This is a genomic window from Yoonia sp. D2-7 (assembly GCF_055809435.1).
This window is the reverse complement of record NZ_CM147912.1, coordinates 2,852,654-2,867,972: the sequence shown is the minus strand read 5'-3', so window position 1 is coordinate 2,867,972 and position 15,319 is coordinate 2,852,654. Positions and strand designations below refer to the sequence as shown.

The window sequence follows — 15,319 nt, the reverse complement described above, 5'->3', positions numbered from 1 at the left end:
ACCGCCGCAAGAACGACAACTAGCCATTACGTTTTCATGATGAGCGTGGCGCAATCAGCTTTTCCAAACATTGACGAAGCACCTTTTGTTCCTCGGCCGAAAAAGAAGCCATCAGGTTATCGTTGAAGTCCAACGCCTCTTTTTGAAGATCGACAAAGGCGCTTTGCCCTTGGTTGGTTAATGAAAGGGTTTCATGCCTGCGGTCGGTTGGAACGGTTGATCGTGTCAAAAAGCGTCGTTTTTCCAAAGCCGACACGGCGCGGCTGACCTTTGTTTTATGCAGGTCCGCCATTTCGCAAATCTGTTTGGCGGTTAAGTCACCGTATCGGCCGAGGTGAAACAAAACGCGCCACTCAGTCCGCAGCATACCGTAGCGGTCTTTGTAGGCCCTTTGAAAATCGAGGCTCGTCACTTCAGCCGCGCGGTTCAGCAGGTAGGGCATGAAGTCGGATAGTTGGAATTGAGATTCTTTTGACATCTTGTGAAAATAACCCGTTGATAGTTACAAATGCAACAAATACTTAAGTGTGAATCATGTTGAAGGAAGACCCATGAATAAAACTGTTACACCACATGGCCTACAACAAGCACCGACAGCGGTAGGCACTGTCGAAGGATATATGCCCGGTTGGGGCAACGACTTTGAAACCGAGGCATTGCCGGGCGCATTGCCGCAAGGCATGAATTCTCCGCAAAAATGCAACTACGGCCTTTACGGCGAACAGTTGTCGGGCACCGCATTTACTGCGCCAAGCCATCAAAACGAACGGACATGGTGTTACCGGATCCGTCCGTCCGTGAAGCATTCGCATCGCTATGAGAAAATTGACCTTCCGTACTGGAAATCGGCGCCCAACGTTGTCGCAGATGTAACATCGCTTGGTCAGTATCGTTGGGATCCTGTCCCGCATACGGACGCGCCTTTGACGTGGCTCACGGGCATGCGCACAATGACAACGGCGGGTGATGTAAACACACAGGTCGGCATGGCGACGCATGTCTATCTGGTGACTGAAAGCATGGTCGACGCCTACTTTTATTCCGCCGATTCAGAAATGTTGGTCGTCCCGCAAGAGGGCCGTCTGCGGTTTTGTACTGAGCTTGGTGTCATTGACATTGAACCGCAGGAAATAGCGATCTTGCCGCGTGGTCTTGTGTACCGTGTCGAGGTTCTAGAAGGTCCGTGCCGCGGTTTCGTTTGTGAAAACTATGGCCAAAAATTTGAATTGCCGGGCAGGGGGCCGATTGGGGCAAACTGCATGGCCAACCCGCGTGATTTCAAGACGCCTGTCGCCGCCTTCGAAGATCGTGAAGTGCCGTCGACGGTCACCATCAAATGGTGCGGCCAATTCCATGAAACGAAGATCAACCAAAGCCCGTTGGACGTGGTTGCGTGGCATGGCAATTACGCGCCGTGCAAATACGATCTGAAAACCTATTGCCCTGTGGGCGCGGTCTTGTTTGATCATCCCGATCCGTCGATCTTTACTGTTCTGACCGCGCCATCTGGGCAAGAAGGCACGGCGAACATCGATTTCGTCTTGTTCCGCGAACGTTGGATGGTCGCCGAAGATACGTTCCGCCCGCCGTGGTATCACAAGAACATCATGTCCGAGCTGATGGGTAATATTTACGGTCAGTACGACGCCAAACCCAAAGGGTTCATACCGGGCGGTATCAGTCTGCATAATATGATGCTGCCGCACGGGCCCGACAGGAACGCGTTTGAAGGCGCATCTAATGCCGACCTTCAGCCACATAAACTCGATAATACCATGTCATTCATGTTCGAAACCCGCTTCCCGCAGCACCTGACGACGTTCGCAGGAACCGAGGCCCCGTTGCAGGACGACTACATTGATTGCTGGGCGGACATGGAGAAGAAATTTGACGGGACACCCGGTAAAAAATGAAGCTTTACGGCTATTGGCGTTCAACCACATCGTTTCGGGTAAGGGCCGCCCTGAACCTAAAGAGGGTCACTTATGAAACGGTGTCCGTGGATTTGGGCGCGGGCAACCATCTTGCAGCCAGCTATATGGCGCTGAACCCAAGTGGGGGCGTTCCGACATTCGTTTTGGATGATGGGACAGTCCTGACCCAGTCGATGGCCATTTTGGATTACATCGATGCGACATGGCCCGACCCGCAGCTTATTCCGGCTGATCCGATATCGCGCGCAAAGGTTCAGGCAATCGCACATGGAGTCGCGTCGGACATTCATCCGGTGAACAACCTGCGTGTTATTAAAGCCCTTGGCGATGAATTTGGTGCCACAGCGGATCAAAAGAAAGATTGGATGCAGCATTGGATGGCAGAAGGTCTGGCTGTGATCGAAACTCAGATTTCGGGAGATACGCCTTTCGCCTTTGGTGACGCACCTGATCTCGCTGACCTTTGTATCGTTTCTCAAATGTATAATGCCGATCGCTGGGACCTTCCTTTAGATCGGTTTCCGAAACTCGCAAAAATCACTGCAAACTGCCTTGCCGTGCCGGCCATCATGGCCGCTCATCCCGACAACCAACCCGACGCGAAAGATGACACATGACATTGCTTAAATCTTGGGTGGAAAGCGCGAATAACGCCGATACGCCTTTCCCGCTCAACAACCTTCCTTACGGTGTTTTTGCACCTGACGCAGAAACGATGCCGCGGTGTGGGGTCGCCATCGGCGATATGATTTTTGATCTGTGCAAAGCCGAAGGGGATGGCCTGATTGATCTGGGCGCTGCCGTTTTCGACGTCCCCTATTGGAACGAAGTCATGGAACTCGGGCCTGAGGGATGGGCCGATTTGCGTGCACGCTTGATCGCGTTATTGGCGGAAGGTGCGGAAGCATTGCCAGACTATCTTGTCGCGCAATCGGATGTGACAATGCAGATGCCGTTTAAGGTCGCTGAATTCACCGATTTTTACGCAGGCAAGCATCACGCGATGAACGTCGGCACGATGTTCCGAGGACCAGAAAATGCATTGCCGCCTAACTGGCTGCACATCCCGATCGGGTATAACGGACGGGCATCAACTGTCGTTGTGTCGGGCACGAACATCGTGCGCCCGAACGGGCAGACCAAAGCGCCGGACGCCGAGGTGCCATCCTTTGGTCCCTGTAAGCGTTTGGATATCGAACTGGAAATGGGTGCCATCGTAGGTGGGGCAAATGCGATGGGTGATCCGTTAACGGTGCAGCAGGCCGACGATATGATCTTTGGATATGTGCTGCTGAACGATTGGTCCGCGCGCGACATTCAAGCGTGGGAATACCAGCCGCTTGGACCGTTCCAAGCGAAAGCGTTCGCTACGTCGATCGGTCCATGGATTGTGACCAAAGAAGCGTTGGAACCGTTCCGCACCAGCACACCTGCCCGCGAAAAGGATCTGTTGCCGCATTTGGTGGAACCGGGGCCGATGCTTTATGACATTGACCTGTCTGTCACCATGGCTCCAGCGGGCAAGGGTGCGACAACCATTGCTCGGACGAACTACAACCAGATGTATTATTCCGCAGCCCAGCAACTGGCGCACCACGCGACGTCCGGCTGCGCGATGAATATCGGTGATCTGATCGGATCGGGGACCATCTCTGGCCCTGAAAAAACCGAACGTGGATCACTGCTGGAACTGACGTGGGGCGGCAAAGAACCCATGACCCTCGAGACTGGCGAAACTCGCACATTTATCGAAGATGGCGACACCTTGACGCTGCATGGCGCCGCTAAGGGCGACGGCTATCAAATTGGTTTTGGAACCTGCACTGGTACCATTCTTCCTGCAAAATCATTCCCTTTATAAGGACCACAACAATGGCAAAAGCGTTCGCATCCCAAGGGGATATGTCTGAAAAGAAGATCACATTCGACGAGATCGGCGAAGGGCTATACGCCTTTACCGCTGAAGGGGACCCGAATTCCGGTGTGATCATCGGCGACGAAAGCGTGATGATCGTAGAAGCGCAGGCAACCCCGCGTCTTGCAAACAAAGTCATCGAAAAGGTCCGCGAAGTCACAGACAAACCGATCAGTCATGTAGTTCTGACGCATTATCACGCGGTCCGCGTTTTGGGGGCATCGGCCTTTGGGGCCAGTCAGATCATCATGTCGGATGCTGCAAGATCAATGGTGATCGAACGTGGTCAAGAAGACTGGGATAGCGAATTCCAACGCTTCCCACGTTTGTTCGAAGGCCATGAAAGCATCCCGGGCCTGACCTATCCGACAACAACCTTCAGCGACAGCATGACCGTCTATCTCGGCAATCGCCGCGTTGATCTCAAACAGATTGGCCGGGCGCATACGGCCGGGGATGCTGTCATTCATGTGCCGGACCAAAACGTCATGTTCACAGGTGACATCGTTGAAGATCATTCTGCCTGCTATTGCGGCGATGGCCATTTTGCGGATTGGGGCAATACGCTTGATGCGATCAAGGCCTATGATGTTGACGCAATCGCGCCGGGTCGTGGCGGTGCATTGATTGGAAAAGATGCCGTCGAACGTGCGATCGAAAGTACCCGTGATTTTGTGAATTCAACCTATGCACCAGCCGCGCGTGTCGCTGTGAAAGGCGGTTCGCTCAAGGATGCATGGGACGCTGTGCGCGCTGAATGTGATCCAAAATTCTCCGATTATGCGATCTACGAGCATTGCCTGCCGTTCAACGTAGCGCGCGCCTACGACGAAGCCCGCGGCATCGCGCACCCCCGCATTTGGACAGATAAACGTGACATCGAAATGTGGGAAGCATTGCAGGGGTAATCGCCATGGTCGCCGTCAGATATCAAACCGCGTTTCAGCTATACCCGTATGAAAAGGTAGCGGCGCAAGATGCGGACAGGCCGCATCGCCACCCCGTCGTGATCGTTGGGGGCGGACCTGTTGGTATGGGGCTTGCGCTTGATCTAGGGCGAAAAGGCACGCCTTGTGTCGTGCTGGATGATCATGACGGCGTCGGTCAAGGTAGCCGCGCAATTTGCTTTGCGAAACGGACGTTGGAAATTTGCGACCGTTTGGGATGCGGCGATCCGATGGTCGACAAAGGCGTCGTGTGGAATGTTGGACGCGTTTATCGGGATGAAAAAGAGGTCTATAACTTCAACCTTCTTCCCGAAGACGGCCACAAACGCCCCGCCTTTATCAATCTACAACAACCGTATTTTGAACAGTATTTGGTCGACGAAATTCGTCGCCAACAGGCCATGGGTGCGCCTATCGAAATACGGGGACGCAACTGCGTTACGGCGCTTGATCAAAAGTCGGATCATGTTGTTCTGACAGTTGATACGCCCGATGGACCTTACCAGCTTGAAGCTGACTATGTGGTTGCCTGTGACGGGGCGAATTCCCCTATTCGTGGGATGATGGGGCTCGATTTTGACGGGCGGGTGTTTGAAGATAACTTTCTGATCGCTGACATCAAAATGCGGGCGGATTTCCCGACGGAACGCCGGTTTTGGTTTAATCCTCCATTCAACCGGGGTGAAACGGCGCTTTTGCACAAGCAACCTGATGATGTGTGGCGGCTGGATTTCCAGCTTGGCTGGGACATTGATCGCGAAGCAGAACTAAAACCGGAACGGATCAGCGAACGGGTCTCTGCCATGATCGGCGAGGACATCGATTTTGAATTGGTTTGGACATCAATTTACACGTTCCGTTGCTGCACAATGGATGAATACCGCCATGGCAATGTGTTCTTTGCAGGTGACGCCGCCCATCAGGTCAGCCCGTTTGGGGCGCGTGGTGCCAACGGTGGTATGCAGGATGTAGACAACCTTGGTTGGAAACTGGCGGCTGTCGTCAATGGCGAAGCGGGCGATGCCTTGCTGGACAGCTACCATGACGAACGCAAATATGGGGCAGAGGAAAACATCAAGAACTCTAGCCGCACGGCCGATTTCCTGACGCCGCGCAATCCCGCCCATACGTTGTTTCGTGACGCGGTCCTTGACCTTGTCGAAGATCAGGCATTCGCACGTCCGTTGGTTAATTCCGGCCGCTTGTCGCTGCCTTGTACTTACGATCAGTCCAAATTGAACGGCCCAGATGAACTGCCGGATGCGCCTACGCGAACTCGTCCAGGTAGCGCGTGCTCTGATGCCACGCTCTCGCAGGGGCACTTGCTGGACCGGCTTGGTGATGTCTTCAAGTTGCTGGCGATAAAGGTAAATATCCCCGAAACCTTTCACGTTGCAGGGCTTGATATCGATGTTGTTGAACTGGCCGAGGATGACGACCCGACGGGTGCGCTAGCAGATCGTTATCTCGGCACGAACAGCGCCGGAGTTTACCTCATTCGGCCAGATCAACACGTCGCGGCGCGTTGGGAACAATTTGATCGCGAGGCTATTGAGAAAGCTGTGCGCATGGCGCTCGGGGGGACAGAACAATGACGAAGTTGAACCTTTCGGCCAACCTAGAAAACCCCGATGATTTCTATGCCGCATTGCTCGCGGCTCACGATGGGCTCACCTTAGAAGAGACGAACGCATTCAACGCGCGCCTCATTCTGGTTCTCGCTAATCATGTCGGGGATCAAAATATACTGGAGCAGTCGATCAATATCGCGTCCCAAACCGGTTAAGGATTCAGTTTCATTGGGTAGCAGTCCGTTGCCGCGAATGTTCGATTGAGCGCTGGCAACGGCTGCCTGCAATGTCAAAACTTACCCCGCCGACGCGACTTCAGCGCGCTCAACGACGCGCTTGAAGAAAAGGTAATACAACACCGGTGCCGCGATCATCGTCAGAACGGACGCGAACGCCAATCCGCCCATGATCGTTGCCGCCATGGATTGGAAAAAAGCGTCCCATAGCAATGGCAACATCCCCAAGATTGTCGTCGCAGCCGCGAGGAATACAGGCCGCAGTCGGGATGTCGATGCCGTAACGATAGCCTGTTCCAGAGGCATGGTGGGGTTTGCCGCGCGTGTCAGGTCGATTTCTTCGACAAGCACGATACCGTTTTTGATCAGCATGCCGGACAGGGACAGCAGTCCCAGCAAAGCGGTGAAGGTGAACGGTAATCCTGCACCCAGCAACGCAAGGCTGACGCCGTTGACAGACATGGGAACCAATAGCCAGATGATGATCGGTTGACGCAATGCGTTGAACAACAGCACGGTGATCAAAACCATGATGATCATACTCATCGGAAGCTGTGACCCAAGAGACGCTTGCGCATCAGTCGAGCTTTCGTATTCGCCGCCCCATTCCATGATGTAGCCGTCCGGAATGTCCATGTCTTCGATGGAAGCGCGCACTTCGGACAAGACTTCGGTTGCCGTCATGTCGCGTGGGATATCCGCACCCACGGTGATGACATTTGTGCGGTCACGGCGGAAAACCAGCGTGTCCTGCGGTTCGAATTGGAAACCGTCGATTACCTGTTCCAAGGGCACCAATGCAGCGTTGCTGTCCGAATAGATCACGTGATCAATCAACGATATATCTGCATCCGGGGCGGTACGCAGGATGATCGGGATTTGCCGATCCCCTTCGCGGAAAACGCCAGCGGCGCTTCCTTCGGTGGCAAATTGCAAGGTGCGGGTGATATCGGATCGCGAAATGCCGGATTCTTGGGCGCGGTCTTCGGCGTAGATTGGCCGCAGCACCAGTTCCTTTTCACGCCAGTCATAACGCGGCGATATGATATTGGGTGATGCCGCGCGCAGACGTGCGACAGCTTCGTCAGACAAATCGCGTAGGACTTCTGGATCAGCACCGGAAAAGCGGACTTCGATCGGCGCCCCACCACCCGGACCGAAAGCCAGACGTTTCGCGCGGAATTCACCCTGCGGCACGGCCTCGACCGCGAATGCCTCAAGCGCGTTCATCTCAACTTCGATCACGTCAAGCGACGTGACACGCACGATCAGGTGACCGTAGCTGGGGTTCGGATCTTCGCTGTCATAGGTCAGCATGAAACGCGACGCGCCCATGCCAGAATAGGACGTGACAGCGACCACGTCGTCGCGTTCGATCAGCCAGTCTTCCAGCGTTTGCATGTCGCCCGACGTCTGATTGATACCTGCGCCCTGAGGCAGTTTGTAGTTCACAAAGTAGAGCGGCGTGTTGCTGTCTGGAAAGAACTGTTGCTTGATTTGCCCAAACATTGCGTAGCAAACAACCGTTGTGCCGATCAGCGCGGCCAGCACAAGCCAACGCAGTTTCAGGCTGGCCCGCAAGACGCTGGCATAGCCACGGAAAATCAATCCATCGTAGCCGCCAGTGCCGCCCGCCTCGCCCTGACTGAAAAAGTAGTGGCCCAACAACGGCGTGACAGTAATCGCCAGCACCCAAGATAACAGCAACGAAATTGCGATAACCGCAAATAACGAGAACAGGAATTCACCTGTCGCATCGGGGCTTAGACCAATTCCGGCAAAGGCCATGATCCCGATCACAGTCGCACCGAGGAGGGGTATTTGTGTTTTGCTCGCGGCCTCTGTGGATGCTTCGCGCGAGTTTTGCCCGCGCTGCATGTTGATCTGCATACCTTCGGCCACAACGATGGCGTTATCCACCAGCATCCCCATGGCGATGATCAACGCACCCAGCGAAATGCGTTCCATTTCAATTGATCCAAGCGCCATGAAGAACAGCGTGCCAACCACCGTCAGCAACAACGTGGCACCAACCACGACAGCCGCCCGCCATCCCATGAAAATTGCGAGCACGATGATCACAATCGCGACTGACATCGCGAGGTTCACCAGAAACGTGTTGGACGCTTCTTCGACGACCACATGCTGCTGGTAGATCGGCTCAATCGAAACGCCTAGGGGGATGGATGTCTTAAGTTGTTCCAATCGTGCGTCAACGGCGTGGCCGACTTCGACAATGTTTTCTGTTGAAAGCCCCGCGACCCCAAGACTGAACGCCTCTACACCGTTGTGCCGCAAGATCAGGTTCGGGGTATCTTCGCGGCCGCGATAGACATTGGCGAAATCGGACAGATTGACGACCTGACCACCGACACCAACATCAAGTGCGGCAATCGCCGACACGCTGTCGGACCCTTCGGGACGCTGTAACAACGTGCGTCCTTTGTCGCTCTGGATCGATCCGCCATCGACGACTTCGTCTGCGTTCGCGAGGGCGGCTTGCATCATCGCGGGCGGAATACCCAAAGACGTCGACAAAGCCAGATCAGGTTCAACGTAGATGCGTTCGTTTGGATTACCGGAAACCACGGCATCTGCCACACCATCAACGGATAGCACTTCGAGCCGCAGGAAATCCGCAAGGTCATTGATTTCGCGGTCACTAAATCCGGGCGCGGTCACCGCGTAGTATAACCCGTACACATCGCCGAAACTGTCGTTGATAAACGGCGTTGTCGCACCACTTGGCAGCGCTGCCTCGCTGACGCGATTGCGCAGTTTTGTCCAGATGCCGGGCAACTCGCTGCCGTCGTAGTGATCCTGCATTTCCACAGTGATCCACGAAAGACCGGGCTGGTTCATCGTTTCGATCAGACGGACTTCACCCATCTTCTGAATGGCTGATTCAATCGGTTCGGATACTTCGTCAGCGACTTCTTCAGCCGTGGCACCGGGGTATTGCGTTACCACAACCGCCACCTTGATGGTGAATGCGGGGTCCTCGAGCCGCCCGAGCGACGAAAACCCCCAGATGCCCCCGAACAGGCACGTCAGAATGACGATCCATGTGTAGATCGCGTTGTTGATCGAAAAGCGTGCGATATCCATTGTGCGCTCTTAGCCCCCGAAACCGGTGAACCGGCGGACGTCTTGGCCGTCTATCAATGCGGATGCCCCGACGGTCACGATCTCCTGCCCGGCCTCAAGGCCCGATGTGATTTCAACTTCACCGCGCTCTGTTGCCGCGACTTCGACGGCTGTTAACGTGACTTGCCCTTCGCGTTCGCCGGTTGGCGTAAACACCATGACGTGGGTCGATCCGTCGTTCGCAATTACCACGGCGGAGGAGGGGATCATCACAACAGTATCGTCCGTCGCCAAGGTGGTTGTGACCTTGACTGACGAACCGGGCCACACGGTTAATCCGTCCGTAGGTGCCATCCCAAGCGTGATCGAATAGGTCTGACCCACAGTCGCCGTTTCGGCATTCACTTCTCGAATTCCAAGCGGATAGCGGTTTGGATCGCCTGTAAATTCGGCGTAAATTTCGACATCCGGATTACGGCCAGCTTGCCGGAACAGGATTTCTGGAACTTCGATTTCGATCCGAAGATCTGACATATCGTGCAAGCGCACGACCGGTGTCCCCGCAGCCGTCGTTGAAAAGTTGGGCACAAGACGTGACGCAACCAATGCATCAAAAGGGGCAACAAGGGTGGCCTGACTTAATGCGCGTTCGGCGTTGCTGACCGCGATGCCCGACAATTCGACCTGCGTTTCGGCGTCCTGCACGGTGGTCGGGCTGACGACGTTGCCTTCAAGTTGGCGGTAGCGATCTAATGTGCGCTGGGCCTGTTGGTTGTTCACCAACGCCTGTTCCAAGGCTAGTTCAAACGGCACAAGATCAAGGCTGGCGACCAAACCGTCCTTGGGCACATCGGCACCTTCGTCCAGTGGGATTTCAACGATTTGACCGGACACCTGAAACGCCAAATCAACAGTTTCGCGCGCCACAACGTGACCAAAGAATACACGGCTAAGGCCGGACCCCGTTGCGTCAACGGTCTGGATCTTAACGATAGGGGTCTGCGCCAGACTGATCGTTGGGAATGCCAAGATTGTAGCGATGGCAATTGTCCGTATTGCGAGATGTATCCGGTTCACGTTGAACTCTCCTTGCTGCGATAGATTCGTGGACCTATCACAAAGACTCTTATCTAAACTGAACCGTTCACTTAAGCCCCCGCATGTAGTCTGTCTTGACATTTAAGGACAAAAAATTGTCATTTAAGGACATGACATATGTAATCCGCGCCGCTGCCCTTCGGGGCTACACTAAGGTCATGCAGGAACTGGGCGTTTCGCATGCCAAATTGCTGGAACAATTCGCAATCAGCGATGCAACTTTGCGCGATGAAGACGCGTTGTTGCCCATCGGCGCTGTGTGCGGCCTGCTCGAAGCCAGCAGTATGGCCACAAAATGTCCCGACCTCGGGCTGCGCATTGCCAAATATCAGGATCACGAAGTTCTAGGCATCCTTGGACTTGCCATGATGAACGCGAGCACCCCAGCCGAAGCGGCGAGCGTCGTTTCGCGTTTTATTTTCCTGCAAGGCACGGCGCTGAGGATCGATGTTCAAGACCCCGGCACACTTATCCCCAACACGGTCGCCATCAACGTTTTCATCGATGGCGTATCGGCAGAGGCGCAGCGACAGGCCCTTCAACTCACCCTTGGCATGAGCTTCCAAGCCGGACAAATGCGCGACCCGCTCCGCAAGACGATCAAAGCGGTTTCCTTGCCGCATAGCGCGGGCGGATCAATAGGCCGGTATCAGAAGTTTTTCGGTCTTCCGGTGTACGAAAACCAACCGCACGCTGCGTTTCATTGTGACGCAGCCGCATGGAATGTGCCGATCGGGGATGTCGTGCCGAAGGTTGGGCAAATCGTCAAGGAACACCTTGAGCGGAATTTTCCGGTTCCGGGCCAAAGCCTCGCAGATCGCGTTCGGATTGTTCTACGACCCATGATCGGAACGCCCCAAGCCAACCGCGAGGATGTCGCGCGCATCCTCGCCATTCACCCGCGAACCCTTCACCGACAACTCCTTGATGAAAAGACCAGCTTTCAAGACATTAAAGACACCCTGCGCAAAGAGCTGGCCCTGAAATACCTCACAGAAACAAATGCGACGCTGGCGCAACTGTCTGCGTTGCTCGGCTTCCCTGAACAATCCGCATTGTCGCGCGCCTGCCGCAAATGGTTCGACATGCCGCCCATCGCCATTCGCAAGAGCCGCAAAAAGATCGGCTAGCGGTCCGATTTCTTGCGGAGATGCCGTAAGGTTTACCGCGGATCGTCGCGGGCCCTGTGGCAAATGGTGTTCCCGCCCCCTATCTAGACATTCTGTCGGTGACGACGGCCCTGTTCAGGGTTTTCGACATCAATGATTTTAGGCTTTGGTTAGGCGGCGACCGCCGTACCTTTGATCCCAAACGGAGCGTATGAAAATGTCCAAAACTCTACAAATCGATATTGTATCTGATGTCATGTGCCCGTGGTGCATCATCGGGTATCGCCAGTTGTCAAAGGCGTTGGACGCCACTGGCACTGAACACGAAATTCAGTGGCATCCGTTCGAACTGAACCCGCAAATGCCGCCCGAAGGTCAAAACACCCGTGAACATATTGCGGAAAAGTACGGCAGTACGCCTGAACAATCCGAGCAATCCCGCCAGCAGATGACAGCACTGGCGGCCGATCTGGGGTTTGATTTCGAATGGACCGAAGAGTCACGCATGCACAACACGTTCAACACCCATCAGTTGTTGCATTGGGCGAACACCCAAGGTCGCATGCATGATTTGAAGATGGCGCTGTTTACCGCCCATTTCACAGACCAACGCAACCTGTCTGACAATGCCGTCTTAGCTGATGTTGCCGCCGAAATCGGGTTGGACCGTGCAGAGGCTCTGGCGGTGCTTGACGATCAGCGCTTTGCCAATGACGTGCGCGGCGCCGAACAGTTCTGGCAACAACAGGGTATCTCCGGTGTGCCAGCGGTTGTGTTTAACCGCAAACACCTTGTGACAGGGGCGCAGGGCGTCGAAAACTACACCAGCATTCTGACACAACTTGCCGAAATGGACGCATAACCTGCATCATTTGTTTGTTAGCTTGGTCCAGCGGCACTCACGAAGAGGCCGCTGGACCAAAGTGGCCTATTCGAAACCTTCGACGACAACTTTGCCTTTTGCGGTGCGTGTTTCAATCAAGCGGTGCGCTTCTCGCATGTTTTCTGCGTTAATAGGGGACAGCACTGTATCAAGCGTTGTGCGGATGCGGCCCGCGTCAATTTCATCCGCGACATAGCTCAACAGGTTGTGCTGCTCGATCATGTCGTCGGTCTGGTGCATGGCGCGGGCGAACATAAATTCCCAATGCAGGCTGGCCGCCTTGGTCTTCATGCCAGCCATTTCCATCGGCAGGTTGGTGTCGTCGATTGACACAATGCCGCCTTGTGGACGGATCAATTCCACTGCCGTATCCCAATGGCGCATGTCGTTGAAAATTGCGATGTGATCGACTTGTTGCATGCCAAGCGCGCGGGTTTGTGCGACCATATCTTCGCGGTGATTGATGACGTGGTCCGCGCCAAGTTCCCTGACCCAAGCTTCGGTTTCTGGCCGTGATGCGGTCGCGATAACCGTCAGTCCAGCAGCTTTGGCCAACTGGATACCGATGGATCCAACGCCGCCGCCAGCCCCGATGATGAGGATGCTATCGCCTTTGTTCGCGCCGTCGCGATCAATGCCAAGCCGGTCGAAAAATGCTTCATAGGCCGTGATGGTTGTCAGCGGCAACGCGGCAGATTCTGCAAAGCTTAGCGATTTTGGCTTAACGCCTACGATCCGTTCGTCCACAAGCTGGAATTCCGAATTTGATCCGGCGCGGGTGATGTCGCCCGCATAGTAAACTTCGTCGCCAACCTGAAACAGCGTCACGTCCGGGCCAACGGCCTCGACAACGCCGCTCGCATCCCAACCAAGGACTACTGGCGCGTCAGGCGTCGCATCGCGGTTTTGGCGGACTTTGGTGTCGACAGGGTTGATGGAAACGGCAGCGACCTTGACCAGAATGTCATGGCCGGTTGCTGTTGGTTTATCGACCTCCAGATCGAGAAAGGCGTCAGCGCGATCAATTGCGCCTTTTGTGGTATAGCCGATGGCTTTCATGTTCATTCTCCGAATGTGATGGGGGCTGCGCGGCACCTGCAATAGGTACCGCACGATGTTTGGTTGGGGGGGGAAAAAAACGATGTCAGTTTATGGTCGCGGGGTTCAGTCGATGTGGGTCATCTCGTTCAGGATGAATTCAGCAACAGCGCCATCTGTGGCCGCCATGTAGGCTGCAAGGTGTGGCGCGTTCATATGCGTCTGCCACAGTTCGCGGCTTTCCCAGTTTTCGTAAAAGGTGAAATGCGCTGGGTCTTCGTTGTCCTGATGCAGGTCGTAGTTGATGCAACCTTCTTCGGCGCGGGTGATCGGGATCAGCTTCAAAAGCTGGGCTTTCACCAAATCGATTTTGTCTGCGTTTGCTGTGATGTTGGCGACGATTGTAAGCTTGGACATTGTAATGTTTCTTTGGGTGTCTTTTCTGATGAGGTACATATACATCGTTGGCATATACGGATAAGCAATCGTCATTCGAAATGATAATCCGGAAAATCCGTTTAATGCTGATCGACAATATCCGCCTGTTTTTGACCATCGCCGAAAAGGGTAGTCTCGTCGCGGCAGGGCGTGAGGCGGGCCTGTCCGCGACCACAGTATCCGAACGTTTGGCAGCTCTTGAGGCGCATTACGGCGTGGTTCTATTCAACCGCACGACACGGTCGCTAAGCCTGACGGACGAAGGGCGCACGTTACTGAGTGGCGCCAAGGTGGTATTGGGCGAAGTCGAAGACCTTGAAACACGTATACGGCACGGCGCAGATACGTTATCCGGTCCAATCCGTGTCAGCGCGCCAATCGACATCGGCCGCAGTTTCGTGTCGCGGGTCATATCGAAATTCACGGCAGAGCATCCAGCCATTTCAATCGAACTGCTCTTGTCAGACGGCTATGTCGACATCGTCGGGCAGGGCTTCGATCTGGCCATACGATTTGGCACGGTCACAGACAGCACCCTACGCACGCGCAATCTGGGCCAATTCCACCGTATCGTTTGCGCCGCACCGTCCTACATCGCAAAGCACGGCGCGCCCGAGACACCCGTCGATTTGGCGCAACACAACTGCCTGATCATGCGTTTCGGGACGACCTTGGATAATGTCTGGCGCTTTGGTGCTGAAAAGAAGCCGCAAACAGTCACCGTGCGCGGCAATATGATCGTGAATGATGGCTCACTTGTGCGAAAATGGGCGCTCGAAGGGCATGGGATTATTCTGAAATCAGAACTCGATGTGGCAACGGATTTGGAGGATGGGAAACTTGTCGCGTTGCTGCAAGACTATGCGTCACCGCCAAACCCGCTCCAGATGATGTTCCCGCCGGGTCGGGCACAGCCGCGCCGGGTCCGTGCATTGGCAGAGGCACTAAAGACAGCGATGGCCGAAGAATTATAGCATGATAGACACGGGCGTAGGTGTCATCTTTGATGACCCTGCGCCGTTGCAAAACAACTTGGTGCTTCGCAACGACAGTTATCGGCGCC

General features: G+C 54.8%; 14 protein-coding genes. 9 read left to right on the top strand and 5 right to left on the bottom strand.

Annotated features, from left to right (window positions below; genetic code table 11):
- Window positions 1-34: 34 nt before the first annotated feature.
- Window positions 35-367 (bottom strand): MarR family transcriptional regulator, encoded by a 333-nt coding sequence (locus tag AC0L7R_RS14130; protein ID WP_473660429.1) that lies wholly within the window; start codon window positions 365-367, stop codon window positions 35-37.
- 184 nt (window positions 368-551) lie between these two features.
- Here AC0L7R_RS14130 and hmgA point away from each other — a divergent pair, with 184 nt between their 5' ends.
- The 6 genes from hmgA to AC0L7R_RS14100 are packed head-to-tail and all read left to right on the top strand — an operon-like array spanning window position 552 to window position 6,582.
- Window positions 552-1,913, top strand: coding sequence for a homogentisate 1,2-dioxygenase (hmgA, locus tag AC0L7R_RS14125; RefSeq protein WP_473657510.1), 1,362 nt, complete (start codon window positions 552-554; stop codon window positions 1,911-1,913).
- Window positions 1,910-2,551, top strand: coding sequence for a maleylacetoacetate isomerase (gene maiA, locus AC0L7R_RS14120; protein WP_473657509.1), 642 nt, complete (start codon window positions 1,910-1,912; stop codon window positions 2,549-2,551). Before hmgA ends, maiA begins: the two co-directional genes overlap by 4 nt.
- Window positions 2,548-3,795, top strand: coding sequence for a fumarylacetoacetase (fahA, locus tag AC0L7R_RS14115; protein ID WP_473657508.1), 1,248 nt, complete (start codon window positions 2,548-2,550; stop codon window positions 3,793-3,795). Before maiA ends, fahA begins: the two co-directional genes overlap by 4 nt.
- Window positions 3,796-3,806: 11 nt before the next feature.
- Complete coding sequence (locus AC0L7R_RS14110; protein ID WP_473657507.1) at window positions 3,807-4,757, top strand: MBL fold metallo-hydrolase; 951 nt, start codon at window positions 3,807-3,809, stop codon at window positions 4,755-4,757.
- 5 nt (window positions 4,758-4,762) lie between these two features.
- Window positions 4,763-6,391, top strand: a complete 1,629-nt coding sequence (locus AC0L7R_RS14105) for an FAD-dependent monooxygenase (RefSeq protein ID WP_473657506.1) — start codon at window positions 4,763-4,765, stop codon at window positions 6,389-6,391.
- Window positions 6,388-6,582, top strand: a complete 195-nt coding sequence (locus AC0L7R_RS14100) for a DUF2783 domain-containing protein (protein ID WP_473657504.1) — start codon at window positions 6,388-6,390, stop codon at window positions 6,580-6,582. Before AC0L7R_RS14105 ends, AC0L7R_RS14100 begins: the two co-directional genes overlap by 4 nt.
- 81 nt (window positions 6,583-6,663) lie before the next feature.
- On the opposite strand, the gene AC0L7R_RS14095 is transcribed toward AC0L7R_RS14100, so the two are convergent.
- Window positions 6,664-9,711, bottom strand: a complete 3,048-nt coding sequence (locus tag AC0L7R_RS14095; protein WP_473657503.1) for an efflux RND transporter permease subunit — start codon at window positions 9,709-9,711, stop codon at window positions 6,664-6,666.
- A gap of 9 nt (window positions 9,712-9,720) precedes the next feature.
- A complete protein-coding gene (locus AC0L7R_RS14090) occupies window positions 9,721-10,767 on the bottom strand; it encodes an efflux RND transporter periplasmic adaptor subunit (RefSeq protein WP_473657501.1) in 1,047 nt (348 codons plus the stop codon).
- 131 nt (window positions 10,768-10,898) lie between these two features.
- Between AC0L7R_RS14090 and AC0L7R_RS14085 the strand changes: the two genes are divergently transcribed.
- Together AC0L7R_RS14085 and AC0L7R_RS14080 are read left to right on the top strand one after the other, a co-directional pair.
- Entirely contained in the window at window positions 10,899-11,918 is a 1,020-nt protein-coding gene (locus tag AC0L7R_RS14085; protein WP_473657500.1) for an AraC family transcriptional regulator ligand-binding domain-containing protein, read from the top strand.
- A gap of 196 nt (window positions 11,919-12,114) precedes the next feature.
- Window positions 12,115-12,759: a DsbA family protein gene (locus AC0L7R_RS14080; protein ID WP_473657499.1), complete on the top strand. Its 645-nt coding sequence runs from the start codon at window positions 12,115-12,117 to the stop codon at window positions 12,757-12,759.
- A 66-nt stretch (window positions 12,760-12,825) separates the two neighbouring features.
- On the opposite strand, the gene AC0L7R_RS14075 is transcribed toward AC0L7R_RS14080, so the two are convergent.
- On the bottom strand, window positions 12,826-13,839 hold the full coding sequence (locus tag AC0L7R_RS14075; RefSeq protein WP_473657498.1) for a zinc-binding alcohol dehydrogenase family protein: 1,014 nt from the start codon (window positions 13,837-13,839) through the stop codon (window positions 12,826-12,828).
- 105 nt (window positions 13,840-13,944) lie between these two features.
- Entirely contained in the window at window positions 13,945-14,235 is a 291-nt protein-coding gene (locus tag AC0L7R_RS14070) for an antibiotic biosynthesis monooxygenase (protein ID WP_473657497.1), read from the bottom strand.
- Window positions 14,236-14,339: 104 nt separating this feature from the next.
- Between AC0L7R_RS14070 and AC0L7R_RS14065 the strand changes: the two genes are divergently transcribed.
- Window positions 14,340-15,230, top strand: coding sequence for a LysR substrate-binding domain-containing protein (locus tag AC0L7R_RS14065; RefSeq protein ID WP_473657496.1), 891 nt, complete (start codon window positions 14,340-14,342; stop codon window positions 15,228-15,230).
- Window positions 15,231-15,319 lie beyond the last annotated feature (89 nt).

What these genes read in the sequence shown, in the direction of transcription:
- AC0L7R_RS14130 (WP_473660429.1), bottom strand. Translation starts at nt 367, where the DNA reads ATGCTGCGGACTGAGTGGCGCGTTTTGTTTCACCTCGGCCGATACGGT.
- hmgA (WP_473657510.1), top strand. Translation starts at nt 552, where the DNA reads ATGAATAAAACTGTTACACCACATGGCCTACAACAAGCACCGACAGCG.
- maiA (WP_473657509.1), top strand. Translation starts at nt 1,910, where the DNA reads ATGAAGCTTTACGGCTATTGGCGTTCAACCACATCGTTTCGGGTAAGG.
- fahA (WP_473657508.1), top strand. Translation starts at nt 2,548, where the DNA reads ATGACATTGCTTAAATCTTGGGTGGAAAGCGCGAATAACGCCGATACG.
- AC0L7R_RS14110 (WP_473657507.1), top strand. Translation starts at nt 3,807, where the DNA reads ATGGCAAAAGCGTTCGCATCCCAAGGGGATATGTCTGAAAAGAAGATC.
- AC0L7R_RS14105 (WP_473657506.1), top strand. Translation starts at nt 4,763, where the DNA reads ATGGTCGCCGTCAGATATCAAACCGCGTTTCAGCTATACCCGTATGAA.
- AC0L7R_RS14100 (WP_473657504.1), top strand. Translation starts at nt 6,388, where the DNA reads ATGACGAAGTTGAACCTTTCGGCCAACCTAGAAAACCCCGATGATTTC.
- AC0L7R_RS14095 (WP_473657503.1), bottom strand. Translation starts at nt 9,711, where the DNA reads ATGGATATCGCACGCTTTTCGATCAACAACGCGATCTACACATGGATC.
- AC0L7R_RS14085 (WP_473657500.1), top strand. Translation starts at nt 10,899, where the DNA reads ATGACATATGTAATCCGCGCCGCTGCCCTTCGGGGCTACACTAAGGTC.
- AC0L7R_RS14080 (WP_473657499.1), top strand. Translation starts at nt 12,115, where the DNA reads ATGTCCAAAACTCTACAAATCGATATTGTATCTGATGTCATGTGCCCG.
- AC0L7R_RS14075 (WP_473657498.1), bottom strand. Translation starts at nt 13,839, where the DNA reads ATGAAAGCCATCGGCTATACCACAAAAGGCGCAATTGATCGCGCTGAC.
- AC0L7R_RS14070 (WP_473657497.1), bottom strand. Translation starts at nt 14,235, where the DNA reads ATGTCCAAGCTTACAATCGTCGCCAACATCACAGCAAACGCAGACAAA.
- AC0L7R_RS14065 (WP_473657496.1), top strand. Translation starts at nt 14,340, where the DNA reads ATGCTGATCGACAATATCCGCCTGTTTTTGACCATCGCCGAAAAGGGT.